Annotated in this window: 18 protein-coding genes; 4 read left to right on the forward strand and 14 right to left on the reverse strand. The window is 45.5% G+C overall.

Annotation, left to right across the window (positions count from 1 at the left end):
* Positions 1 to 114 precede the first annotated feature (114 nt).
* The 9 genes from M1D72_RS04155 to M1D72_RS04195 form a co-directional block, all read right to left on the reverse strand.
* Positions 115 to 3222 carry a GH116 family glycosyl hydrolase gene (locus M1D72_RS04155; protein ID WP_456294630.1) on the reverse strand — a complete coding sequence of 1036 codons (3108 nt, stop codon included), beginning with the start codon at positions 3220 to 3222 and terminating at the stop codon, positions 115 to 117.
* A gap of 115 nt (positions 3223 to 3337) precedes the next feature.
* Positions 3338 to 5752 carry a GH36-type glycosyl hydrolase domain-containing protein gene (locus M1D72_RS04160; protein ID WP_456294631.1) on the reverse strand — a complete coding sequence of 805 codons (2415 nt, stop codon included), beginning with the start codon at positions 5750 to 5752 and terminating at the stop codon, positions 3338 to 3340.
* 61 nt (positions 5753 to 5813) lie between these two features.
* Positions 5814 to 6905, reverse strand: coding sequence for an ABC transporter ATP-binding protein (locus tag M1D72_RS04165; protein WP_390194394.1), 1092 nt, complete (start codon positions 6903 to 6905; stop codon positions 5814 to 5816).
* A complete protein-coding gene (locus tag M1D72_RS04170; RefSeq protein ID WP_456294632.1) occupies positions 6905 to 8254 on the reverse strand; it encodes a GH1 family beta-glucosidase in 1350 nt (449 codons plus the stop codon). Before M1D72_RS04170 ends, M1D72_RS04165 begins: the two co-directional genes overlap by 1 nt.
* A gap of 16 nt (positions 8255 to 8270) precedes the next feature.
* On the reverse strand, positions 8271 to 9143 hold the full coding sequence (locus M1D72_RS04175; RefSeq protein ID WP_390194424.1) for a carbohydrate ABC transporter permease: 873 nt from the start codon (positions 9141 to 9143) through the stop codon (positions 8271 to 8273).
* A gap of 35 nt (positions 9144 to 9178) precedes the next feature.
* A complete protein-coding gene (locus M1D72_RS04180) occupies positions 9179 to 10165 on the reverse strand; it encodes a carbohydrate ABC transporter permease (RefSeq protein WP_456294633.1) in 987 nt (328 codons plus the stop codon).
* Positions 10166 to 10220: 55 nt separating this feature from the next.
* The gene (locus tag M1D72_RS04185; RefSeq protein ID WP_390194390.1) at positions 10221 to 11465 is read right to left on the reverse strand and encodes an ABC transporter substrate-binding protein; all 1245 of its coding nucleotides are present in this window, start codon (positions 11463 to 11465) and stop codon (positions 10221 to 10223) included.
* Positions 11462 to 12490 (reverse strand): LacI family DNA-binding transcriptional regulator, encoded by a 1029-nt coding sequence (locus M1D72_RS04190; protein WP_456294634.1) that lies wholly within the window; start codon positions 12488 to 12490, stop codon positions 11462 to 11464. Before M1D72_RS04190 ends, M1D72_RS04185 begins: the two co-directional genes overlap by 4 nt.
* 437 nt (positions 12491 to 12927) lie before the next feature.
* Entirely contained in the window at positions 12928 to 14244 is a 1317-nt protein-coding gene (locus M1D72_RS04195; RefSeq protein WP_456294635.1) for a carbohydrate porin, read from the reverse strand.
* Positions 14245 to 14748: 504 nt separating this feature from the next.
* Here M1D72_RS04195 and M1D72_RS04200 point away from each other — a divergent pair.
* Positions 14749 to 16290 (forward strand): GNAT family N-acetyltransferase, encoded by a 1542-nt coding sequence (locus M1D72_RS04200; RefSeq protein ID WP_390194386.1) that lies wholly within the window; start codon positions 14749 to 14751, stop codon positions 16288 to 16290.
* Positions 16291 to 16364: 74 nt separating this feature from the next.
* On the opposite strand, the gene M1D72_RS04205 is transcribed toward M1D72_RS04200, so the two are convergent.
* Both M1D72_RS04205 and M1D72_RS04210 read right to left on the reverse strand, forming a co-directional pair.
* Positions 16365 to 17060, reverse strand: a complete 696-nt coding sequence (locus M1D72_RS04205) for an aspartate/glutamate racemase family protein (RefSeq protein WP_456294636.1) — start codon at positions 17058 to 17060, stop codon at positions 16365 to 16367.
* A gap of 162 nt (positions 17061 to 17222) precedes the next feature.
* Positions 17223 to 17558, reverse strand: a complete 336-nt coding sequence (locus M1D72_RS04210; RefSeq protein ID WP_456294637.1) for a phasin family protein — start codon at positions 17556 to 17558, stop codon at positions 17223 to 17225.
* 658 nt (positions 17559 to 18216) lie between these two features.
* On the opposite strand from M1D72_RS04210, the gene M1D72_RS04215 reads away from it, so the two are divergent.
* Positions 18217 to 18927, forward strand: coding sequence for a TetR/AcrR family transcriptional regulator (locus M1D72_RS04215; protein WP_390194382.1), 711 nt, complete (start codon positions 18217 to 18219; stop codon positions 18925 to 18927).
* A 44-nt stretch (positions 18928 to 18971) separates the two neighbouring features.
* On the opposite strand, the gene M1D72_RS04220 is transcribed toward M1D72_RS04215, so the two are convergent.
* Together M1D72_RS04220 and M1D72_RS04225 are read right to left on the reverse strand one after the other, a co-directional pair.
* A complete protein-coding gene (locus tag M1D72_RS04220) occupies positions 18972 to 20213 on the reverse strand; it encodes a DEAD/DEAH box helicase (protein WP_456294638.1) in 1242 nt (413 codons plus the stop codon).
* A 43-nt stretch (positions 20214 to 20256) separates the two neighbouring features.
* Complete coding sequence (locus tag M1D72_RS04225) at positions 20257 to 20841, reverse strand: acyl carrier protein phosphodiesterase (protein WP_456294639.1); 585 nt, start codon at positions 20839 to 20841, stop codon at positions 20257 to 20259.
* 545 nt (positions 20842 to 21386) lie between these two features.
* Between M1D72_RS04225 and M1D72_RS04230 the strand changes: the two genes are divergently transcribed.
* Together M1D72_RS04230 and M1D72_RS04235 are read left to right on the forward strand one after the other, a co-directional pair.
* Positions 21387 to 22592, forward strand: coding sequence for an aromatic amino acid transport family protein (locus M1D72_RS04230; RefSeq protein ID WP_456294640.1), 1206 nt, complete (start codon positions 21387 to 21389; stop codon positions 22590 to 22592).
* Positions 22593 to 22750: 158 nt separating this feature from the next.
* Complete coding sequence (locus tag M1D72_RS04235; protein ID WP_456294641.1) at positions 22751 to 24178, forward strand: methyl-accepting chemotaxis protein; 1428 nt, start codon at positions 22751 to 22753, stop codon at positions 24176 to 24178.
* Positions 24179 to 24227: 49 nt separating this feature from the next.
* Here M1D72_RS04235 and M1D72_RS04240 read toward each other — a convergent pair whose 3' ends face one another.
* On the reverse strand, positions 24228 to 25226 hold the full coding sequence (locus tag M1D72_RS04240; RefSeq protein WP_456294642.1) for a phospholipase A: 999 nt from the start codon (positions 25224 to 25226) through the stop codon (positions 24228 to 24230).
* Positions 25227 to 25381: the final 155 nt, after the last annotated feature.

Below are 25381 nucleotides of genomic sequence, written 5' to 3' on the forward strand. Positions count from 1 at the left end.
AATATAAGTGACTCTGTTGAGAGGGCTCAATAGTCCTTTTGTCAATAGAGCCTAAGCGTCACATTTCACCTATCCTCTCATCCTCAAGGATGAGAAAATTTGGTTTTAAATCACTTAATCGACAAGAGAAAAAATCATCCCCGGCCGAAAATACCGACCTGCCGTATACTTAAGCCCGGTATTAATCAAAAACCGATGCAAACCTTCGTATGACGTCAACTCAATGTCACAGCCAATAGAGGCAATAAATTGAGTCAGATCCTTAGGTAAATTCGGGTTTACTCGGCCGTCATCAAATAACCAATTTGCGCGTTTTAAACACTTGAGCCATTGTTGCGCTTGTTGCGGGCCAATATTGAATGTATCGCACAATGCGGGTCCAGACACAGCAACAGAGCAGTTGAAACCTTCCGGTGCAGCAAACGGTATTTTTGCCTTAGCGTATAATGCTTCATAAACCGTATTCACCAATGTCTCCGCTTGTTGCTGCTTACCAGCCAATTTAAGTGCCGCCGCGGTACTAAATTGCACACCAATCCATACGTCTTGTGCTTGGAAAGCCTCATGGGGCGCGCCATCCGCTAATGTCATGTTCGCCACCCCAAGCATCGGGCTATTTATTTCAAAGTTATGCTGATAAAGGTAATCGAGCGTACGACTCACTCGTTCAGTAGCAAACAGACCTTGAGGTTCATCAACGAGCTTAAGATACGTATCAGCAAGCAGCGCATCACCAAAACTGTTGTCAGAATCCAACTCTAAAATCGACGCGTAACTTGGCGTAAATGCATGGGGGGCATGCTGTAAAAGCTGAGCTTTACGCTGACGACGCTGCTGACATTTTGATGTGTCTGGCTGTGGAGAGAGATTTAGCCAACGATTTAACACATTTGCATCATGTACTCGATCACCAGTGACATTCAAACCCAATTGAGCTAGAGCGTCAGTTCCCTCTCCAGTGAGGTGTTTAGCTTGGATTGGGGTAACGAAAAAGTGGAAATAACCACGCGCTTCATCCCATAAACTCTCTTCAAGCTCATGGTGCGCGCTCACCGATTGTTTTGAATACTCAATGCTTAACGCCTCTTCGTCCATCAACTGCGCCAGCCGACTCGCGGCGGTAAGGCCTGCGACCCATAAGCTCCCGCAGTAAATCGAGATGCCGTGAGAAGACAAATTATCAAACGTATCATCCGTCCCCCGCGTTAATGGAAAGTGCTCGCCTGGCTCTATTAACTGCTGTAAAAAGGCACTGCTCTCTTTCACTGCCGGCCAGCAAGCGTCCACCACGGTTTTATCACCCGTACGCTGGTAATGGCGATACACCATGAGCACAAACTTCGGCGCCAAATCTTTCCACTCTTTGACGTTATGCCAACTGTAGGCATCAGGTTGAATGTCATAAGGACTACCGAGGTCATGAATAACGGCGCCACGAATCGCGCGAACGCCTTGGTATTTCTCATCCACCAGTTCGGCAAAAGGCTTGTCTTCATACTCCCAATAACGTCGAAGCGTATTGTCTGAGTCCAAAATGGCACAAGCAAAAGCCTTCATCACATGTCCATCGAGCTCTGGCAATAGATAAAGAATTGAGAAAGAGCCATAGAAATAGACATCCAAGGAATTAAAAAACGGATAATCAACACACTCTTTGACTAAAAATTTATGCTGTTCATCCCACACCGTTGATTCACTGATGAATGACAATGTATTCATGGCCATCGTGGCATATTTCAGCGCGGTATCCTCACCGTCAAATTGGCTGCGGGCTTTGGCATAAAACGCCTGTTGCTGATCAATGATTCGCTGCTCAATGGAAGAATATTGATTGAGCAGCGTCTGCATGATAGCCAGACAACGATTTGGCGTCTCCTCAGTTACATCTGGTTGCTGAGGTGTTTTAAAATAACGCGCATACGCTTTGCGTGACTGCCACCCATCAAGCGCAATTTTGGCGTGATCCATCACTTGGAAAAACCGAACGGCTCGGCATTCATTAGGCTCCAATTCGATACGCACGCATACGATGGCGCTGAGCGCCTCGCGTCCACTGTAGATACCGCGTTCAAAGTGATGCTGTGTTCTTGCCGTCAGCAAGCTCGATTTCACCTCGGTTTCAACGTTTGAAGTATAAATGCTTGGCTTGGTGGAAACACTGATGCTCCCCTGATGGAGCGCATTGGTGTCCATATGCACACCGAATACAACGTCCCCCTCAACGTCCGACCCATATGGTGAATCGCTGCTCAGACGCACACCAGTAAACACCCCGTCCTCGGTATCAATATTGACCTGAACATGGGTGTGCTTATTCGGGTTTTGAACCAAGCGACACGCTGAATCCTGTATACCGTCTCGTCCTTTCCGATAGGTTGACCCCATTAAATTAGCAAGTGGTTGGACTAACGTAATAACTTGGGTTTCCGCGCTGTGGTTGGTGAATTCAAATTCATTCCAATGCCCGGGCAAAGCGCATAACTTAGCGTCATGACGGACAATCGGCGAGATGACTTTGCGTTTCACATCAAGCTGTTCAAAATGATGGTAACGGTACTCGGCAATGGGATATAACGCCCGGTATTCAATACGTTCACCATCAACAGCGTCAATCAAGTTAGGCTGACTGGCGGTTAATCGTCTGGCATAAACGCGTTCATCAAACACGATGCCATTAAAAAAGTCGAGCGCGACAAAAATCTGAGTGTCAACGGCATTGGGGACCGCATCCAATGCTTGGCGCGTGTGTGGCGATAGCACCACTTGCCAACGTTCAAAATTAGCCCTGTTCTGTTGATAGAAATCCCCTTGTTCAAGGGCCTGACAAATCGCCGTTAGGGCATCCGTCTCGGATTCCGCTGTCAAAACTTGGCCACAAAACTGCGCAGGGTAATATTTGAGGTGATTAACTAAGTCATTTAAATTGGTGATGCGTAAATGCTCTAAACACGGAGGCGGCGCGGCAGATAGATAGAAGTCGTTAAAATGAATATTATCCTCTTGCGCTTCGATAAATATACCGGGAATAAAACTGAAGTTTGGCGTATCGCCATTGGGCGTTAGCGTAAATGTGCTTCCGATACCACCAATAGCCATACCGGTATTACTCGGTGTCGTAGAGATGGGAGTATACCACGGCTGAATGAATTCTACCGCTTCGCCTTGAGACGTCAGTTCACTGGCTAAGCCGCAATAACTGGTGTAAGGAATTGTCGAGTTCATAGTCACATTCCATTTTTCCGCCCTCGCCTCACTCGATGCCAAGTGAGGCGGCGCGCCGGGATGAATTATCTACACAGTCAGGTAAACCCTAAACTGCCCTTTATGTACGTTGGGATCACTCCCCTAACACCACTTCTACTTGGTGCTCACCTGCTTCGAGCACGGGTATCTTATTTCCTGATAACCATTCGCCGTTTACTTTAATTCTGGAAACCCCACTCGATACCTGATTGGGATTTGATACCGCAATGTGATAAGTCGCACCGCGGAAACGGCGCCGAACCGAAAACTCCGGCCACGATTTGGGAATACATGGGTCGATAATCAAACCATCAATGTCTGGGCGAACCCCTAAAATCCACTGGGTTCCAGCCACGTATGTCCATGACGAAGTCCCGGATAACCAAGCATTACGACCAAGCCCAAATTGTCGATGTTCATCGCCAAGAATATTTTGCGGATAGCAGTATGGTTCAGACTCAAACACATCCAACGTATCGTTTTTCGAGGCAGGATTAATTTGACGGTAATATTGATAAGCGCGGTCGCCATTGCCACTTTTGGCTTCAGCGATCATTACCCAAGGGTTGGCATGCAAAAAAATCCCCCCATTCTCTTTGGCGCCTGGCGGATAGGTAGATACGCCGCCAAGTTGCGGGTCAAAGCCGTTATAACCTGGGGTCGATAATTTAATCCCGTTGGCTGTATTGAGTTTTTGGTACACTGCGTCGAGCGCTTGTTTAGCCCGCTCTTTGCTCGCAAAACCAGAAATGACTGGCCAGCTCTGACCATTGGTATAAATTCGACCATATTGATTGTGTTTAGAGCCAATGGGCTGACCTTGCTCATCAAAATAACGGATGTACCATGCGCCATCCCAACCACATTCATTGACGGTTGCTTTCATCGCTTGATAGTCGTTCTGATACTGTAGCGTGAGCGCACCATCGCCCCGAAGTTGACACAGGTCTAGCATGTCCTGAAGCGCTTTACCGTACATGTTTGCAACCATCATGGACTCGGCTCCGGTCGGCAAATTCACGGTATCGTTCCAATCAGCAAATCCCAGTAGCGGAAGCCCGTGTGCGCCGGTGTTGTTTCGAGTGAAGTCAATCGCACGCTGTAAATGCTGCCATACAGTGGCGACTTCCAGTGGTTCACCACGCTTATCTTTTTGATAGAACGCAATTGGCTTATCTAAAAATGAGTCATCTCCGGTCTCTTTGACATATTGCGTGACGGCAAAAATGATCCACAAATGATCATCGCCATAGTAATTAGGGCGGTCTTCTTCTTCTCTGGAGTCGCCGGCGTTGGCTTCCATGGTAGACGGGAAAAACTGGTGCATGGCTGAGCCATCTTGGTTTTGTACCGACAACAATCGTTCTATCAGTTCACGCGCTTCATCTGGCATATGGGCAATGACACCAAGGGTGTCTTGCGATGAGTCACGAAACCCGATCCCTCGCGCGCCGTAACCAAGCTGGTATAACGACAAATAACGAGACCAGTTTTTTGTGGTATGACATTGGCGCGGATTATGGACATTGAGCATGGAATTCATCGATGGATCTGGCGTGTTGACTTCTAAGGTTGATAAATATTCGTGCCAAAACTCGCTCAGCTGAGCAAACGCGCGATCCACATTGTTGTGGTCACGATACTTAGCCAAAAGAGGTTGTGCCAGTTCAAGGCTGGGCATTTGCGTCAATTGAACCACGGTTCGCTCGCTCTGCCCGGGAGCTAACTCTCCCAAACGTAAATTTAACGCGCCAATGTTATCACCACGCAGTGCTTGGCTGTTGGTCAGTTCCTCATCGTCTAGCCCTTTGGGCGATGCCCAGCTTCCGTAGCCAAAATCACCAAGAAACGCGGCGCGATCGCCATCAAATGAGGTCGCCTTGCGATCAGCACTTAAAAGATTAACGGCCATATCCCGCTTCATAAATGCGTATTGCTCAAGCACAGTAAAACCATCGAGCTCATGCGCTTTGAGGGTCATAGTTTGAGGGACCCAATCCGCGTTCACCAACTGCTTCAATGCGTCGAAATGCGAAAATTCAAACACTGGCACCACATCAACACTAAGCGGGCGATTCGAGATATTGGTGACCTTGATGTCTTTCAGTAATACCGGATCGTCTTTGGGCACAAAGAACGTGACTTCACAGCGCACGCCAAATGCTTCAGAAATAATCTTGGTATAGGATAGCCCCGTATGATTTTCAAAGCGCTCTAATGGTTTTAAGGTTGGCGTATAAAACGGCGAAAAAACCTCAGTTCGCCCCTTTGCATCACGCACTTTTAAATACAAGGTCGACCCTTTAAATTCTGAATTCGGCAACTGAGTAATGTATTTCGTAATACGATTAAGCGCAGGGTCACCTTTACACAGCAAAACCCCGCCATTGCTGTCTACCAGTCCACCAAAATTTAGGGTACCCACATAATTACACCATTTAATGGGTGTACAGGGTGTCGTCGCGACATATTCACGATGCTCGTCGTCAAAATATCCAAATTTCATCATTAGTATCCTCGGCCCCTCCCCATGGAGGAGCCTATATCAACAGTTGTGGCGTTGGTCTTTCTTAGCTAGCGAGAGATTTTTCACTCAACGCGTCAAACAGGTGAATCGCATCCATATCGAGATACAAGGTTAACGCGTCTACATCAACTTCGGCGGCTTGGGTTTCCACCGTCAATTCCTGCCCTTCAATTTGCGTTTTGAGTAAGATGCTCGCACCAAGCAATTCTTTATCCAAAATATTGACCGGAACAGGCAGCACACGTTGATGATCAATATGCTCAGCGCGCAGATGAATATCCGTTGGACGGATACCAAAGTGGATCGCTAGGTTCCTAGAGGCGAGCGTTTTAAAGCGTTCAGGCAGTGGCATGGTGATATTACCAAGCTCAATCATCCACTCGTCGTTACGATTAACCAATTTTGCATCAAGCATGTTCATTGAAGGGTTGCCGATAAACTGCGCCACGAACTTGTTCGCCGGACGTTTAAACACTTCGGTTGGCGTGCCCACTTGCGCGACATAACCGTCTTTTAAGATCACAATGCGATCGGCTAATGTCATCGCCTCTATTTGGTCATGGGTAACATAAATGGTGGTGGTTGAGAGCTCGCGATGCAGCTGCTTAATTTCTTCACGCATAGAGCCACGTAATTTGGCATCTAGGTTAGATAATGGCTCGTCAAACAAAAAGACTTTAGGCGTACGAACCATCGCGCGCCCCATTGCAACCCGCTGACGCTGACCACCTGAGAGCTCTTTGGGTTTACGATTAAGGAGGCTTTCAAGCTCAAGCATTTTTGCCGCTTTACGCACTTCGGTATCAATATCCGGCTTCGACATTCCCTTCATTTTGAGTGCGAAGGCAATGTTTTCATACACCGTCATGTGCGGGTAAAGTGCATAACTTTGGAACACCATGGCTAAGTCACGGTCTTTGGCATCGATTTTATTCATCAAACGCTCACCAACGTAAATCTCGCCATCGGTGATGGTTTCCAGCCCGGCTAACATACGTAATGTGGTCGACTTCCCACAACCTGAAGGGCCTAAAAACACCACAAACTCACCATCTTGAACAGTAAAATCAAACTGTTTGACGACGTCGACTTTACCAAACGACTTTTTAACATTACGGAATTCAACTTTCGCCATTACTTGTTCTCCTCTGCGCGTTCAAGCAACATATTTCGATACGCGATCGCGCTTTGTTTGAGCGTGCGTTTCTGGGTTTGATAATCGACATAGACAATGCCAAAGCGCTGCTCGTAGCCATACGCCCACTCAAAGTTATCCATTAAGCTCCAAGCAAAGTAGCCCGTCACGTTGACACCTTGGCGAATCGCCTCGTCTACCGCTAACAGGTGACTTTGAAAGTATCGGGTACGCTGCTCATCGTTGACTTCACCATCGATGACGCAATCATCCCCTGCTGAACCGTTTTCAGTAATCAGCATGGGCGGCATATTGGTATAACGCTGGTGGATGCGAACCAGTAAGTCTGTCAAGCCTTGTGGGTAGATCTCCCAGCCAATAAACGTATGTTCAGCTTGCGGCTGTTCCACATTTTTGATGTCACCGTTTTCATCAAAACAACATACATGGCGGGTGTAATAATTGATGCCAACATAGTCCACTGGCGCATGAATGATCGCTAAGTCGCCATCAAGAATCATCGGTAAATTGCTGGCTTGACGCTCAAGAACCAAGGCCGGATATTCGCCTTTCAGCACAGGGTCCATAAACCAGTGATAACCTTCTGCCTCACTGTAATCCGCCGCCGCTTGCTCTTTTTCGCTTAGCGGATAAGAAGGCGAGGCATTAAAAACAATGCCATGTTGTGATTTGGGCGCATTGCGCCGTAACAATGGCATCGCTAAACCGTGCCCAAGTAACATATGGTGCGCGGCCAGTAACCCTTCACGTTCGCCTTGAATACCTGGCGCGTGAATACCCCAGCGATAGCCTAAAAAAGAAGCAACAAATGGCTCATTGAGCGTCGTGTAAACATCGATTTGATCACCAAAATGGGCACTGACCACCTCCGCATATTCGGCAAATTTGTACGCCGTTTCGCGGTTAAGCCAGCCACCTCGGTCCTGCAAGTATTGTGGTAAGTCCCAATGATAAAGCGTCACATACACCTTCATGCCTTTGGCGTGGCACTCATCAATAATATTTTGGTAGAAATTAAGGCCTTGCGGATTTAACTCACCTTCATGAGGAAAAATGCGCGGCCAGGCAATCGACAGTCGATACGCATCGACTCCGAGGCCATGAATCATTTCAATGTCTTGTTTCCACAAATGATAGTGATCGCAGGCAATATCGCCGTTTTCACCATTATGAACCGCACCGGGTAAAGCACAGAAGGTATCCCAGATAGATGGAGTTCTTCCGCCCTCTTTGGCAGCCCCTTCAATTTGGTAGGAAGAGGTCGCCACCCCAAACACAAAGTCGGGTTGGCGCAATCTTGAATCTTGAGGAAGTTGATATGTTTTCATGCGAATTCCTTAAACGTTATCCTTTCACGGCACCGGAAGTGAGACCACTGATCATCTGTCTTGATGAGAATAAATAAGCGGTTACCAGTGGAAGAATCGAAATCGTTGTTCCGAGCATGACCGCGCCCCAAGGCGTATTAGGAATGCCTTGTACACTGCGCAGAGCTTGGGTAATGACGTAATTTTCTGGCGTAGTGAGTACAACCAGTGGTTGCATGAACATATTCCAGAAGAACACAAATTGAACAATGGCTAGCGTGGCTAAAGCCGGTTTCATTAACGGCAGAACCACGCTCCAATAGGTGCGAAATTCGCCAGCGCCATCCATTTTTGAGGCTTCAAGCAATTCTTTAGGGATCGATGCGACGACATGTTGACGCATTAAAAAGATACCAAATGGCGTGGTGGTAAAGGGCAACCACACAGCGAGATGGTTGTCGAGTAACCCAAGGAATTTAACGATCATGAAATAGGGAATCAAACTCAATACAGGCGGAATCATCATCGAACCTACCAGCATACCAAACAACCATTTTTTGCCTTTAAATTGGTAAACGGCAAAGGCATAGCCGCCCATACTACAAAAGAGTAATGAGATGGTTGTACCGAGAAATGCGACGTAAATTGAGTTAAACATTGCCTGCCAAAACGGCATGATTTGCAATAGTTTTTCGTAGTTAATAGCTAAGCTATCACCAATCGCAAAGCTTATCCCACTCCCAAAAATTTCGGTACGATCCCGCGTGGAGAGCAGCGCAGACCAAAGGAAAGGAAACACCGTCATCAATGCGGAGATAATCAAAACTATCCCCAGAATGACCATCAATACTTTTACCGCCAGATCGATGGTGGTGTCTTTGGGTTTTAACGACGTCCGTTTTGTCGTCATGGTGTCATTGGACACGTTATTTTGTGCAGACATAATTAATCCCCTAACCCTTTCTTACCAAAGAAGAAAAATTGAATCGATGTACAAGCAGCAATCAAGATAAATAGCAACCAAGAAATCGCTGATGCAGTGCCCATTTCAAGCCATTCCCAACCCACTTTGTAGAGATACATCGAAATGGTTAAGCCTGATTGCCCGGTACCGCCAGTACCACGAGTCAGAACGAAAGGTTCTTCAAACAGTTGCAAGTTGCCAATGATGGTCATGGTCACCGCGAAGAAAATAAACGGACGAATCATTGGCAATGACACATACCAAAAACGGCGCAGTGCGTTAGCACCATCCATTCTCGCCGCTTCCAAAATATCTTTGGGAATCGTCATCAACCCAGTGGTATAAAGCACAATGTTGAAGCCGGTGTATTTCCAAAACACCATGATTGCGATTGAGGGTTTAACAAAGGTTGCATCGTCCAACCAACGAATCGGTTGAAAGTCATTGATCCAGCCAAACGCCCAACCAAATAAACTGCTATCCGCCAGAGCCATCAAAGACTGATTAATGATCCCGGAATTGGGCGAATACATATTAAAGAAGATTAGCGACGCCGCGACCGTTGACGTAATGTAGGGCAAGAAGTAAGCGGATGTGAGCCAATGCCGAAGCTTATCGCCCATCGACACGAGAATGTACGCCACAGGAATCGCAATTAAATGCTGTGCAACCCCGGATGTAATCGCCAGCCAGAACGTATTACCCAACGCTCGCCAAAGCCAAGGGTCGGTTAATGCAATTTGATAGTTATCGATGCCGACATAATTCATCGCTGCCAACCCTTCTACTGGGTTCCATTGCTGGAACGACAAATAGATGGAAAACAGCAGCGGAAACACGCCAAAAACTGAAAAAATAATCAGGAACGGCAATAAAAAACCATACGGTGTAAGCGCTTTCACGTTCAGCCAATATAAAAAGCCTTTACGCTCGCCGCTCTCGACCTCTTTGCTCGTTACATGATTCATAGTTAAGACCTCATTGCTGATGTAAGGCGCGGTGCATTACCGCGCCTCATTTCTCTTACAAGTTACGGGTACGGCGTTTGATCATGCGTTCCGCATCTTGAAGGGCGGCTTTAATGTCTTTACCCTCATCAAGGACTTCCATTAAGGCATTTTCTAGGATGATGGCACGTGCTACGTGGTCCCCTTTTGCTGGCTGTACTGGCTTGATGTTTTTCGCCACATCAGCAAACAGTAATCGCGCTTTTTGACCGCCAAGAAACTCAATGGGCTCTTGGAACATCGGGTCATCGTACGTCGTCACATTGGCGGGGAAAGCGGCGATAGTTGCAAAGCTTTTCAGTTGAATATCACGACGCATTGTCATGTATTCAATCAGCTTCCACGCTTCATCTTGCTTTTTAGATTGAGTCGGAATTGATAAGAACGAGCCACCCCAACTGCCGTAAATGCCATCAGGTAAATGAGAGACGCCCCATTTGCCTGAGGTATCAGGCGCAATCCAATTTTTTAAGTGGCCAAGTAGCCAAGCACCTGAGAGTTGTGTCGCGAACGTGCCATTCTTGAAGCCTTCATACCACTCATTCGACCAAGCAAGAATTCGACTGTCTAAGCCTTTATCACGGATCTCTTTTGCCACTTCAAACGCATGAACAAAGCGTTCAGAGGTAACCACCGAGTTACCATCTTTATCGAAATATAACCCTTCGCCTTCAGGTACGGTGGTAAAAATAATCGCTTGTGCCACGTCAGCAGCGGACGCAATCAATTGAATGTTTTGCTGTTTGAGTTTTTCACCTGCGGCAATGTAAGAGTCCCAATCTTTGATCGCTTGTTGAACATCAATACCGGCTTTTTCAAAAATATCTCGGCGGTAATACATCACGCCAGGGCCTAAATCGACAGGAATACCATATACGGAGCCATCAGCGCCTTTACCTTGAGCCCAGGCGTAAGGAGCGAAGCGTTCAGCGTATTTGTCAGCGCCATACTGCTCGGAAAGATTGACTAAACCGCCTGAGGCGACAAATGGGCCGATTTTTTCCACATCGACCACAATCACGTCACCGGCACCAGAGCCTGTGGCCAAGTTGGTTGTAAGCTTGGTATGGTGGTCACCATGGTTGTTCATCAAGTAATCCACGTGAATCCCGGTCTCTTTTTCAAAATCAGGCAGAATCACTTTGAGACTACTGTCAAAATCGGGAAACCCGTCAAAACGGATGTCATTATCGGCAGCGACTGCACTGGTTGCGAGTCCTAATGCAACCGCTCCAGACAGGGTAATAGTCTTGAAGTTCATGTTAGTTCCTTCGTAGTTATTGGCGTAGGGGTAAACGATTTAACAGACTCACGCACAACCAAACTTGGTGATAACTTAAAGTCCACATCATGTTTACTCTTATGTAGTTTTTGTATTGCAAGCTGTACCGCTTCACAGCTCATGGTTTCAATCGGGAAATTAACCGTTGTCAGCGCCGGAGTGAGATAGCGCGCAAACAAGATATCGTCAAAACCCACTAATGAAATTTGCTCAGGAATACGGAGCCCACATTCCTGTAATACTTCAAAGGCGCCAAACGCCATGTGATCGTTGCAAGCGAAGATCGCGGTAAATTCATGCTCTCGCTTAAGTAATTTTCGCATTGCCATGGCCCCTGTTTCCTCAGTAAACCCGGACTCAATCACCAGGTTTTCATCAAACGCAATCCCTGCTTCCTCAAGCGCTTTGCGATAACCTTGCAAACGTCCGCGCGCATCGGATTTATGAAGCGGCCCAGTAATACAGGCGATTTTGTGATGACCCATTTCAATAAGATGCTGAGTCGCCAGTTTGCCTCCAAGCTCGTTATCAATATCAATGCAGCTGTGTGCCAGTTCCGGAATAAAGCGATTCACCAACACCAGCACAATGCCTTGTTCTTCAAGTGCAATCAGATAATCATCTGCAAGCTGCTGGGTATGGAGAATCAGCGCATCCACGCGGCGGCTCAATAAAAACTCCACAGAATCCAGTTGCCCTTGTTCAGTATTCGACCCTGCTGTCACTACCAGATGATATCCAAGATGCCTTAAGCGCTCTTCAATGGTCTGAAGCACCTGTGAGTAAAATGCGCCGCCAAGCTCTGGCACAATGACACCAATACTGCCCGTACGGCTTGAGGCGAGCGCTTTTGCGATAGAATTTGGCTTATAGCCGAGCTCTCGTATCGCTTTTTCTACTTTCAGCTTCTTTTCATGGCTGACTTTTGACGTGCCATTAATGACTCGGGACACTGTCGCCTGAGACACTCCTGCAGCATCAGATACATCTTTGATGGTGGTCACAAGCCCCTCTCACCTGTTGATTGCTCATTAGGCGCATTTCGATTGTCTTGAGCATCTGGCAAAAGAAAGCGCTTTCATATGGTGAGTATCCAGCAATGTCTGATTACGTAGAGTGATAGGCATCACACTCGATCAGCGATCAACTTGGTGAATTATCGAAAAAGCGTACTGATAGAGAGTTTCATTTCATGTCATGAAACAGTTTCATGGATTCGCGGTTTAGTTTCATGAAGCTCGCTGATTTCACGCAACAAGCGCTTAACCTCCAACGCGCTTAAGCGCTGCATTGATGATAAATTAAACAATAATCACAACCGGTAAAAAAAAAAGGCCAAACAATGGCCTCAAAGAGAATGAATATGGATAAAAAATGGCCCCGATTATCAAACGGTGTTTTCAATGGGGGCCAATGGACAGTGGCAGTTATCCCCCGTTGATTACCACCATGCTTCAAACATCGCGCCGACGGTCACGGTATCGTTATCAGATGTTGTGATAGTCACTTTATCATCTGCATAGCCCGCAAACTCGTTATCCGAGTTACCAAACGTCGCGTAAAAACGCAGCATTGGGCGTGAAGACATAAATGGACCGAAGGTAATATTTTGTGACACGGTCACTTTCCACGCTTTGTTGGTCGCATCAATCTTGTCGTAATCAACAAGGCTGTAACCTAGTTCGACCCATGTAGAGTTCACATCATCCCACGCATAACCGGGGCGTAAGTTAATGTTGTAGTTTGAACGGTCTTGATCGTCAGCCACCTCCAATGACTGATAGGCAGCCACATAGGCAAATGATGCTTTGGGTGTAACTTGATAGAAGCCATCCACACTGACCAAAAACGCTTGCTCATCATCAACTAAGTCAAACGCACTGTCTTTGGCGTTGTCACCATAACGAACCACCAAACGCTGACCGTTCATCATCAACTCACCAGCTAATTGATAGGATTTCACGTCACGAGAATCACGATCTTCGATGGTATCAGAGGCAAAACCATAGTTAGCGTAAATATTCAAAGAAGCGCCACCAAGGTCGATGTCATGCAGTTTACTGGTGATTGCATAGCGTCCGTTGTCACCCACCATATCGTCATCCACTTGGCCGACGAAGCTCAAGTTAAACTCACCAAAGCCAAGATCCAGGTTTTTGAAACCACCACCTTGGCCATCATGCATAACCCAAAAGTAGTCGTTAAGGTCGGTTGCTGTACGTTGGTGGAAATCACGACCACCCCAGAAGTAAAGAGAAGGTTGGGATTCAAATAGGTTCGTCACCCCCGCGTACATTTTTTTGACGTTAAGCCCGCCATCCGCCTCTGTACTGCCCGCTTCCCACCAAGTTCGATCTTGGTAATGGTCAACCATTAATACCAAATCCCAAACCGCGCCTTTATCGGATTTCAGTACTTTTCCGAGCTGGAATTCACCGCCGTAGTTTTCATTACCAAGACGACCCGTGGCGTTACCATTCAATGCACCATACGCATTGACCATTCTTTCATCGCTACTTGCATAAGCATTACCGTAACGAGCATAACCGGAAAAAATAATGCCTTTGGGAACTTCTACGTCTGGTGGGAGGTCTATAGACTGTTGCTGATAGACATAATCGGTTTCTACTTTCTTCTCCAACTCTTGAATTCGTTGAGTTAAAGCATCGATTTCAGCGTCAGTGGCGGCAAGGAGGGGAGCTGAACCAAGCACGGAACCCACTGCGAGTGTTATTGGCAAAAGCTTAAGATGTTTCATGAGGTATCCCTATCTTATTTAGGTTTATTGTCTTTCTGTTTTCGGTGTTCTGGGCACATAGTAAGGGATGAAAACGCTGAAAAGTCGGTTTTCCCTCACAGGTTGTCGGTGCATAAAACCCCATGAAACATGAATTTTCCTACAAAATACCTAAAAATCCCTAAGTTTCATTAAGTTAAATAGGAAAATTAATAACACCACATACGTGTAAACGGTTTCATTTCATCCAATTAGGACGATTCCATCACTAAAATCAACCAATTACAGGTTTTCCATTGAGCGAAATTGTGAAAAGTTTTCATAAATATGAAATTTTTCATAAATATGTATAAAAATGATCAAAAGAATATGCTTAGGAACTGAGCTTTAAGTGAATAAGACGACGGTTAAAATGACGCAGTTTCACACTTCAATCCGCGCGGTGAGGATAACCCACCATTGACATTCAGCAGCGCTGCCATGCTATGGTTAAGAAGTTGAATATCATTAGGATAATAAATAGATATGGAAAACAACCGTTCCCACCTGTTAACTCTTCGAACAATAGAACCTAGCGATTACCCAGAATTAGCCGAACTTATGGATCTCGTGTTTCATGACGTCGGCGGCGCTTGGCCAAGAATCACGATCATGGATCTGATTCATCAATTTCCTGATGGCCAGATTTGTATTGTTGATAACGGTAAAATTGTCGGTGCGGCACTGACGATAAAAGTAAACTATAACCGCTTCTCACTTCCTCATCTTTATACTGACATCATCACCGAACAAAATGTCATTCAAAACGAAACCACGGGTGATGCCATGTATGGGCTAGATGTCTTTGTGCACCCAGATTATCGCGGTTTGCGACTCGGGCGCCGTTTGTACGATGCCCGCAAAGAACTTTGCCGCAGTGGCAACTTTAAAGCCATATTAGCTGGCGGACGCATTCCTAAATATCACCATCACGCAAAGGAAATGAGCGTCACTGAGTACATTGAGAAAGTCAAACGTAAAGAGCTTCATGACCCGATTCTATCCTTTCAGCTCTCAAACGATTTCGATGTAAAACGTATTATGCGTGGTTATTTACCAGAGGATGAATCATCACGCGGATACGCTACCTTACTTGAGTGGGATAATATCTTCTATGAGGACGACATTGCCTCCATTCATGATGTGGAAAAATCGTTAGTGCGTATCGGTGTGGTTCAATGGCAAATGCGTGCCATGAATGACCTGGAAGACTTTTTAGAGCAAGCCGAATTCTTTGTTTCATCGATAGCCAATTACAAATCTGACTTCGCGCTGTTCCCCGAGTTTTTCAACGCGCCACTCATGGGGCTAAACACCGACCAGACGCCAGTAGAAGCCATTCGTTTTCTCGCCAGCTTTAGTGAAGAAATTAAAAATCGCTTCGCGCAAATGGCGGTCACCTACAACATCAATATTATCGCGGGCAGCATGCCTGTGATTGAAAACGATACATTATATAATGTGGCGTATCTACTCCACCGTGACGGTCAAGTCGACGCTCAATACAAAGTCCATATCACACCTCATGAGGAGCGAGATTGGGTTATTGATGGCGGTGATGGCGTTCAAGTATTCGAAACCGATGCCGGTCGTGTGGGTATTTTAATCTGTTACGACAGCGAGTTCCCTGAACTTGGACGCATGATGGCTGAGCAGGACGTACAAATTATTTTCGTTCCGTTCTGGACCGATACGAAAAACGGCTATCAGCGTGTTCGTCTCTGCTCACAGGCGCGTGCGATAGAAAACGAATGTTACGTTGCCATTGGCGGCAGTGTCGGCAACCTTCCACGGGTCAATAATGTCGACATTCAGTACGCTCAATCAGCGGTCTTCTCGCCGTCAGACATCTATTTCCCACACGATTCTACCCTTGCCGAAGCAAGTGCCAACACTGAAATGCTGATCTTTGCAGATGTTGACCTTTCGAAGCTAAAGCATCTTAACACTGAGGGTTCGGTAACCAACTTACGCCATCGTCGCCTCGACTTATATGGCGGCTTCACTCAGCCCAAGAACGAAAAGTAATGTAATTTTCGGGTACAAAAAAGAGGAGCCAATGCTCCTCTTTTTTTATCGTCAACGGTGACTCAATGCCAGAACTAGGCCTCTAATGCAGCTTTTACCAACGCTTTAGCATGAATTTTCGTTGTATCAAAAATGGGCAGTGAGCTTGATGACTCATCAACCAACATGCCGATCTCCGTGCATCCGAGAATAACGCCTTCAGCGCCAACTTCATGCATGTCGTCAATAATGGTTTCATAATCCGCCTTGGATCGCTTGGTCATAACACCTTGGCACAACTCTTGATATATCACCTCGTGAACCAATTTTCGCTGCACGCCATTTGGTACCACAACCTCAACATCAAACTTATCGATAATTCGCTGCTTATAAAACGCTTGTTCCATCGTAAACGCGGTTCCAAGCAACCCGACTTTTGTAATACCAGCAGCTTGCAACGCCTCTCCGGTTGCATCAGCGATATGTAACAGTGGAATTGATACGGATTCTGCCACCTGCTCGGCGACTTTATGCATGGTATTGGTTGCAATCGCTATAAAATCGGCGCCCGCGCTTTCCAATGATTGTGCGGCATCGATTAACACTTGTGCGGCTTTATCCCACTCATCGTTATGTTGGTAAACTTCAATTTCAGCGAAATCAACGCTCACCAAGACAATCTTTGCTGAATGCAAACCACCAAGCTGTGATTTCACTTCTTGGTTAATGAGTTGGTAATAAGTTGTGGTCGATTCCCAGCTCATACCACCAATTAAACCGATTGTTTTCATAGTTCACCTTAAGTCAAAGATTTACCATTACTAAAACAAATTTCGTTGGTGCTGTCATCGCCGATTTTAAGATTCTCTAGAAATACCCAAGTTTGTAGCATAAAAAACGGAGCCAATCGGCTCCGTTATAACAAAAACCAACCTCATAACGATGAAATGAATTTAGGCAGACGCCACTTTTTTACGCTGTGTCTGAGTCATGTGTTGGATGTCAGAACGAAATTGATTTGCGATTCTCTGTAAACGTTGACCGTCACTCAGCATGTTATCCGCGAGTTTGGCAAGCAAATCAATTTGCGACGCATTAAGTACTTCGCTTGTCCCTTCCCTTGCGGCCTTTATCGTATTGAAATCAAGCTCGCTAAAGGTACGAATCGCATTTGCTTGCAATTCAGTTAATACCTCAACATTTTGTTTTACCAACTGGTTATAAGCCTGAACGGACGCTTTTTTTTCAGCGCTTGGCTCGGGCAGGACTTGAACGACGTTGTTTTTCATCGGGGGACTCTCCTTGGAAAGTGTGAGTTTTGAATAATCCATCTCTATGTTTTAAAGCTAACCGCCCAAGATGACATTTCAACCATTCCAATCAGAGAAATACCCTTATATGACACACATCACATAACGTATGAAATACGGCGTAATCGATGCCGGAGAAAATTAATCATTAAATGTCGTCGATATAAAAGATAAAGGGACTACTAGGCTAACGGTGTCATGCAAATAAACCGACAGCGAATCACACCAAGAAGGAAACAAGAAGAGAAAGCCCTGAGCTTACATAAGCTCAGGGAGGTTCTAAAAGAATCAAGCAATCATCCTTGACCGATCCGGCAGTGGATGGATTGATTCATATTGATGGCGGTATATATCAGCGTTGGAGGCTGACACTTTCCTTAACATACAGTCAAAATAGAGAACCAAAAAACAAATGGTTGTGTATTTCAAGCTTAAGCCAATAAAAATTGGTATGAGTCAAGCATTTTTAAATCAGCAAAATGCAATCATCACCAACTTGCTATACAATTGGAAAGTATAAATTTTCATGCGATAAAATCAAGCTTTATATTATCCAATTGGATAATATTTGATTAACAGATGAAATAAATCCTCAAATCTGGTAAAAATGTCGCGCTTAATTAGAAGATTTGGAAACATGACAGAAAGAAAAGCCGGGCGTCGTAGTGCTGAGGACGCAGAAAAAACCAAATGTGAGATCTTAACGATTGCGGCACAACTGTTTTGTGAGCGTGGTTACGAGCGAGTGTCGTTACGCAACATCAGTGAAAAAGCTGGCGTTTCTCATAGCTTGATTCGTCATCATTTTGGCAGTAAAGAGAAGATTTGGCTAAGCATCAGCGATGGCCTGCACGACTATTTTGAAAAGTACTTGCAAGTGATCATGGAGCACTTTCCAAAACAGAGTACCCCGAGCGAAAAACTCTATTTTTTTACCGTACGTGTCTTAGCACATATGCTGGTGAAAAAGCAGCCGATTCAACTCTTGGCCGATGGCGTGCGCCAAGATGAGTTGACCGATTATTTTATGGATAGAAACTATCAAGTACAAGATACGATCGCGACATTGGCCAATGAATACAACCAGCAACATCCAGAATGCCAAATTAATATTTGGGAAGTAAAATGGCTCATGATCATGTTTGCTCATGGAGCCAGTAGTTTGGAGCCATTTATGCATCAAACTTGGGAAGACATCAAAGGTGACCATGAGCAGTGCCTTTTAAGACAGTGGAATATGTTTAACCAAATGATGGCAGCTCGTTTGCTGATTCCCCAATCAAAAATTTTAGCGCCACAAAACGTCTCAGACTTAGTGTACGAGATCCCCTGTAATCTCGTGTCATGATGACGGTGTATAAAAATAAAGCCCGCTCAAATGCGGGCTTTATTTTAACGTTTTTTCTTACCTCGACCTTTATGAACGCCTAAACGGGCTTTAAGCTTACGTTTTTCGGAGGAGCGACTCTGACGACGGTGATTTTCCAACTCCACATTCACCTGACCAGGTTCAAAACCTGCCAGCCATTCTTGTGGTAATCGAGTATCAAGTAATGCTTCAATCGCTTCTAACAATCCTTGCTCTTCACGGCTCATAAATGAAATAGCATGTCCTGCTTGCCCCGCTCGCCCTGTACGCCCAATCCGATGAATATAATCTTCTGCTTTATAGGGCATATCGTAGTTAACGACCTGCTCTAGTTGCTGGATATCAAGGCCTCGCGCAGCAACATCGGTTGCAATTAACGCTCGAACTTTACCTGATTTAAAATCATCCAGCGCTTTTTGTCTCGCACCTTGGCTTTTATCACCATTGATCGATGCGGCTTTAATACCATCCAACTTGAGTTCTTTGGCAAGCGCATCACTCCCCTGCTTGGTTTTGGTGAACACCAACACTTGCTGCCAATTGTTCGCCCCAATCAAATACGCAAGCAGCTCACTTTTTCGATGCTTATCGACGGGATAAACCATTTGAATCACGGTTTCAGCCGTGCTGTTTTGCGGCGTCACTTGCACTTCAACAGGATCATTTAAAAGCCGGTACGCCATCGTCTTGACACGAGTTTCAAACGTAGCCGAGAAAAATAGCGTTTGTCGAGTTTGCGGCAAACGCTTGGTAATCCTTTGAATATCGGGCATAAACCCCATATCGAACATGCGATCGGCTTCATCAAAAACAACGCAACCTACCGCATTTAATGACACGTGTTTATTAAACAAGTGATCAAGCAAACGGCCAGGCGTTGCAATCACAATATCGGCGCCCGCTTTCAATTGCTCAGTTTGCTTTTTTATACTGACGCCACCATAGACAACAACAATATTCAATTGAGTGTGTTGCGCATAACATGTGAGGTTATCAAATACTTGCTGCGCTAATTCACGCGTCGGTACCAAAATCAGTGCGCGTGTTTCCCCTATTTGAGGTGACGTGCTCAATTGATCAATGATCGGTAAACCATAAGCTGCGGTTTTTCCGGTACCTGTTTGAGCACCAGCCAAAACATCGCTGTGGCGTAGGACATGAGGAATCGCGTGCTGCTGCACCTCGGTGGGCGTTTCCAACCCAAGCCCGGAAAGTGTATTGATAAGCTCTGATGAGAGCCCTAAATCAGAGAAAGTATGTGACATCGAAGCAACACTGGTTAACTATTCAAACAATCGCGCGATTCTATCAGATTGCCTGCTGCTTGGCTGCAGATAAAACATCAGGATACAAACTCAAAAATGTCTTATTGAGCGTGTGATAGTGTTGGCGAAGGATCGGTGTACATGCGCTTAATTTGCCCATTCGTGGTGAGCGCGTTGACATACGCTGCAACGCAAATTCAATATTATCAAGCTCTTGATATGACTGCAGCCAACGACCCCGCCACATATGCTGAGTGACATCAACAAACCGCTCTGGCAGCGTTAAAGCGTGTTGCTCTTCAAGCACCTTACTCTGCGCGCGAAGACAAAACGCTTCTAATGGTTGTGATGAGAACTGATGCCAATGCGTTGCCAAGCAGTGATCCCAAAACATATCTAACGCGATACCAGCAAACCGCCGACTTTCACCGGTAAATAAAGGCTTAATCTCTTTGATAAGCGGATGATGGTCAGTGTAAGAATCCACAAACCGATGAAGTTGAATGCCTCGCACGATGCGTTCGGGGAACTGCCCTTGCGGACGACCTTTAACAAAATCACCCAGTAAATTACCCAAGGAGCTTGAATCAGAGTGTTCAGCAATATGTAAATGCGCTAGAAAATTCATTGAAACCTATATATCGAACATCATGAGTTTATAAAAACACAAAGCCAGCGCAAATGCACTGGCTCGTTACAATTCGATATCGAAGAACGTTTGGAACTAGCGTGGGTCTTCGTCGTGACGCTGCTCAGGCGAGGACTGATAATCAGATAAATCGATACCGATTTCCAACGCATCAAGCAATTCCAAGTTTTCTTCATTTTGGTATTGGTCGCTCATGTGACCTCCATTTATTAATCCTGTCCTGTGTATAGGATGTGGTGCTACTGAATCCCTTTTTAAAGCCTTTATATGACAGATTTATGGCGACGAAAAGCAAAATATCAATACCAATTGACATTGCTCTCAAATACAACACATAGATGATATTCACCGCACTCATATCAATCGTAAACAATAATTTACACTTGTGGATTTAAATCCTTACAGTGACCTTGCATTCCTATCATTATTACTACAGAATCAGCCAAAATAAGCGCTTAAGGCTAGAATGCCTCGCTCTTACAACAGATACCTCTAACTTAAATACGTAAACAAATAAATACAACATGATGAATTCAAAGATTTTTGGTAGTACTTTGATTATTGCAGGAACCACGATTGGTGCGGGGATGCTTGCTTTGCCACTGGCGTCAGCGGGGATTGGATTTGCCACGTCGATGCTTTTGATGGTCACTCTCTGGGCGGTAATGGCCTTTACCGCATTGCTTATGGTGGAACTGCATCAATACGCGCCCGCCGATGCAACGCTGCATAGCCTTGCCAAACAATTTCTGGGCCAGCGAGGTAAATGGTTTGCAAGTTTTGCAATGCTATTTTTATTCTACGCACTATGCGCCGCCTATATTGCTGGTGGTGGCGCGCAATTTGGCGATCGTCTAAATCAAATGGCAGGGCTTGCACTATCACCGCAAACCGCAACCGTTCTGTTCACTGTTATTGTCGCCCTTCTGGTCACCATCGGTACAGGCACAGTAGACCGAATTAACCGTGTACTGTTTAGTGCCAAACTCATCTCAATGGTGGCGGTTCTGTTTTTCCTAGCCCCGAACGTGACACAATCTTATCTGTTGGATATGCCGCTTGAACAAGGGCTTATCGTGGCGGCTCTGCCCGTAATTTTCACCTCATTTGGTTTTCACGGCAGCATCCCTGTCATTGTAAATTATCTCGATGGAAATACCCCTGCACTGAAGAAAGCCATTGTCATTGGTTCAAGTATTCCTTTAGTCATTTATGTATTTTGGCAAGTCGTTACTTTAGGCGTGGTCAGCCAACAAGAGCTAACCCAGAGCCAAGGGTTAACAGCGTTGATTTCGCAGTTAAGTCATAAAGTACACGTCAGCCAATTGGGGCAAATTATTGGCGTCTTTGCCGACTTAGCCCTACTGACATCGTTTTTAGGTGTTAGCCTTGGATTGTTTGAGTTTATCGCAGACGGAGTCAAAGGTCGGAATCAGCATTCTCAACGCTGGCTGGCATCGTTGGTCACGTTTATTCCCCCTATGGGTTTTGCGCTGTTTTATCCACAAGGCTTTATCACTGCCCTAGGATATGCCGCCATCGCTCTTGTCGTGTTGGCGATATTCCTACCAGTGCTGATGGTGCGTAAAGCGCGCGCTACTCACTCCACACCCGAAGCATACCGTGTTAAAGGGGGTCAACTTTCTCTTATTTTGGCAGGGGCAATCGGCATCATCATCGTGGTCGTTCAGCTGTTGATCGCCACTGGTTTTCTCCCTTCTTTAGGCTAAATTGCAAGCCACTTTAGTATCAATAGCGAGAATAAACGATCTAGATCTCGTTATTGATACTAAAACCAACAAACTTTTCATTAAATTTCGCGAAATGGCGCATAGTAGAAAGTCACTAACTCTCACTTGTCACCTTATTTTTGTTATTGGAGTACCCAATGAAAGAAGTCGAGTTTAGGACGATAGATAGACTGTTTATCAAGATGTCCATTAACGACAAAATGTGGATTATTTTTCTACTCTTCTTTATCTCTTTGAGTTTTATTTCTGGTTTTCGATATTTTGATGCTATCGAGCGTATCGAAAGCCAAGCGCTCACCAATGTCGAAGCGAAGCTTTCAGGTATTTTAGCGACGCCAAACTACCAAAGCACCACTCTTTCGGGTATTCAAAAAACCAGCGCGACACAATCAAACATAAGTGGCAACGGTGTCGTGACTGCGGTAATTCGTGCCAAAAATGGCACCCATTATAGTTTGACTGAAGACCAAAGCTCACGCATTGAGCAAGCATCGACGTCTGCGCTGTATACTTGGCTTCTCTCCTATTTATGGCTGGTACCGTTTGCGGTATTTAGTTACTGGGTGACGACATTTATTGGCGGCGCTTTATGGGTGCTCTACACCACGACCCAGAAAATCGCACAAGGCGATTTAACATCACGACTTGGATTCCATGCTGGGCGAGATGAGTTTGGCACTATCGGTGTGGAAATGGATAAAGCGATGGACACGCTAAGTGATTTAGTCATCGCAGTAAAAGACAACACCAATACACTGACCGAAACCAGTGCTTCGTTCGCTGAAGAGACACAGCGCAGTGAAGCACAGATCTCTAACCAGTACGCCTCTCTTGATTCAGTCGCTACCGCGATGGAACAGATGACGGCGGCAGCGCAAGAAGTTGCGAATGTGGCCAGCCAAGCCACTTCTCAGACAGAAAGTGACAGCCAGCAAGTAAAAGCCAGTGCCGAGCGAGTTCGCCGCGCGATTGCTGAAATTGAAACACTTTCAAACTTTATTTCTCAAGCTGCCAACTCTGCATCCACGTTAAACACAAACACCTCACAAATTAGTGAAGTAATCACTACGATTAACGGTATTTCCGAACAAACCAACTTACTCGCGCTTAATGCGGCGATTGAAGCGGCACGTGCGGGAGAACAAGGTCGCGGGTTTGCGGTTGTCGCCGATGAAGTGCGCACTCTGGCAGGACGAACTCAAAACGCAACGGTTGAAATTCAAGAGATGATTGATCAGTTGCAAGCAGAAAGTAATAAGATCACATCCATCACTGAACAGACGGTACAACAAGCGCATACCAGTAGTGAACTGATAGCAGATATTGGTGAGGATATTCATCATATTACTGAGTCAGCCAATGCAATCAATGATATGAGCTTACAGATCGCGACCTCAGCGGAAGAACAAAGCACCGTAGCGAATGATATCGCCTCGGAGCTGGCCGATATTCGTAGCCAATCCAATACCATTCGTGAAGTTGCTCAGCACTCTTCACATGGCGTATCGAATCTCTCAAGTGCCACCGTCAATCTAGGCAACATTTTGTCACGCTATCGCACTTAATGATCCGGACTCGATAAAGACAAAGCGGAGCTCATGAGCTCCGCTTTTTTTAAAGGATATCAGTAATCGCGATGCCGATACCAAAACGCTGCTGCTTGTGATTGTAATCAATCAAGTTTTCGCCATAACCGGTTGAGTATTTCGCGTAGCCACGCACTTTACCCCAAATCGGAAATGTCATCCCCATTTCAGCGTAGCCTTTGTGGGTTTTAAAGTTTTCACGCCCGGTAAAATTGACCGAAAACTCTTCCCACTTATAGGCGGCGCCCACTTCAAAATGACCCATGTAATCACCGATGTCTGGATTATCATCACCATTCGGATCATTTTCATCGGTTTTATCGCTTTCAGGAATCCGCCACCAGGGCCTGAAAGAAAGTGCTAGACGATTCTTCTCAAAAGTGACTGAGCCGTAGATGCGGTTCCAACTGCGCGAAAGGATTTGCCTCTGACCATTTGATTGATGTTCTATACCAAAACCGAGCCAAGTGTTACCGTCAAAAGGTTTCCAATCCGTCGGCGTAAAATAAAAAAACTCGGGCTGATAGTTGGTTTCACGAAAAGGTCTTGAAATGGAGTTTGCATAGACTTGCCAATAAGATCTCAATGTAAAGCCGAAAAATAACGCGTCATTCTCAAAAAACAGGTCACTGTAGTTTAATGGGACTTTGAAGCTGATTTGAAACTCAGCTTCCGCTTTACGCAAATCCTCTGCCCATCCGGTATCTTCATACGCCTTATGATTCACACTATCGGTATAGGTGAATGGCAAAATGTAATTCATGCGATGCGCAGTCATGACAAACGGTTGGAATTCCGTACTTCTTTCGGCCTCTCTGCGCTCACTCAACACATCTGTTTGTTTGAGTTCAGATTCTTGATCTGTCGCCGTTAAGCAGCGTTCGTGCAGTTCATCAATAGTTAGGTCACCCGTCTGTACCTTCATTGCTCGTAATACACATTGCTCGTAGTCAGACAGCTCTTCTGCTTCTAGCAAAGGCGACATCAGCAAAGTGGCTAACAAAGTCGTCTTTATCGTCGCGTCCATGTCATTTCCTTCGGAGATTAGGGGATAAGCTTGTGTATTATAACGACTATTAATAATAAAAATGTAAAAACTTTGCCAATACATTCGTTAAGACTCATAATGCTGGCAATATATAACAATATTTCTATTTCTCTTTGCTTCTTAGAATTAAACAA

Source organism: Vibrio sp. AK197 (assembly GCF_053903115.1).

Coding starts and splice junctions, on each gene's coding strand:
- M1D72_RS04155 (WP_456294630.1), bottom strand. CDS start 3,222: ATGAACTCGACAATTCCTTACACCAGTTATTGCGGCTTAGCCAGTGAA.
- M1D72_RS04160 (WP_456294631.1), bottom strand. CDS start 5,752: ATGATGAAATTTGGATATTTTGACGACGAGCATCGTGAATATGTCGCG.
- M1D72_RS04165 (WP_390194394.1), bottom strand. CDS start 6,905: ATGGCGAAAGTTGAATTCCGTAATGTTAAAAAGTCGTTTGGTAAAGTC.
- M1D72_RS04170 (WP_456294632.1), bottom strand. CDS start 8,254: ATGAAAACATATCAACTTCCTCAAGATTCAAGATTGCGCCAACCCGAC.
- M1D72_RS04175 (WP_390194424.1), bottom strand. CDS start 9,143: ATGACGACAAAACGGACGTCGTTAAAACCCAAAGACACCACCATCGAT.
- M1D72_RS04180 (WP_456294633.1), bottom strand. CDS start 10,165: ATGAATCATGTAACGAGCAAAGAGGTCGAGAGCGGCGAGCGTAAAGGC.
- M1D72_RS04185 (WP_390194390.1), bottom strand. CDS start 11,465: ATGAACTTCAAGACTATTACCCTGTCTGGAGCGGTTGCATTAGGACTC.
- M1D72_RS04195 (WP_456294635.1), bottom strand. CDS start 14,244: ATGAAACATCTTAAGCTTTTGCCAATAACACTCGCAGTGGGTTCCGTG.
- M1D72_RS04200 (WP_390194386.1), top strand. CDS start 14,749: ATGGAAAACAACCGTTCCCACCTGTTAACTCTTCGAACAATAGAACCT.
- M1D72_RS04205 (WP_456294636.1), bottom strand. CDS start 17,060: ATGAAAACAATCGGTTTAATTGGTGGTATGAGCTGGGAATCGACCACA.
- M1D72_RS04210 (WP_456294637.1), bottom strand. CDS start 17,558: ATGAAAAACAACGTCGTTCAAGTCCTGCCCGAGCCAAGCGCTGAAAAA.
- M1D72_RS04215 (WP_390194382.1), top strand. CDS start 18,217: ATGACAGAAAGAAAAGCCGGGCGTCGTAGTGCTGAGGACGCAGAAAAA.
- M1D72_RS04220 (WP_456294638.1), bottom strand. CDS start 20,213: ATGTCACATACTTTCTCTGATTTAGGGCTCTCATCAGAGCTTATCAAT.
- M1D72_RS04225 (WP_456294639.1), bottom strand. CDS start 20,841: ATGAATTTTCTAGCGCATTTACATATTGCTGAACACTCTGATTCAAGC.
- M1D72_RS04230 (WP_456294640.1), top strand. CDS start 21,387: ATGATGAATTCAAAGATTTTTGGTAGTACTTTGATTATTGCAGGAACC.
- M1D72_RS04235 (WP_456294641.1), top strand. CDS start 22,751: ATGAAAGAAGTCGAGTTTAGGACGATAGATAGACTGTTTATCAAGATG.
- M1D72_RS04240 (WP_456294642.1), bottom strand. CDS start 25,226: ATGGACGCGACGATAAAGACGACTTTGTTAGCCACTTTGCTGATGTCG.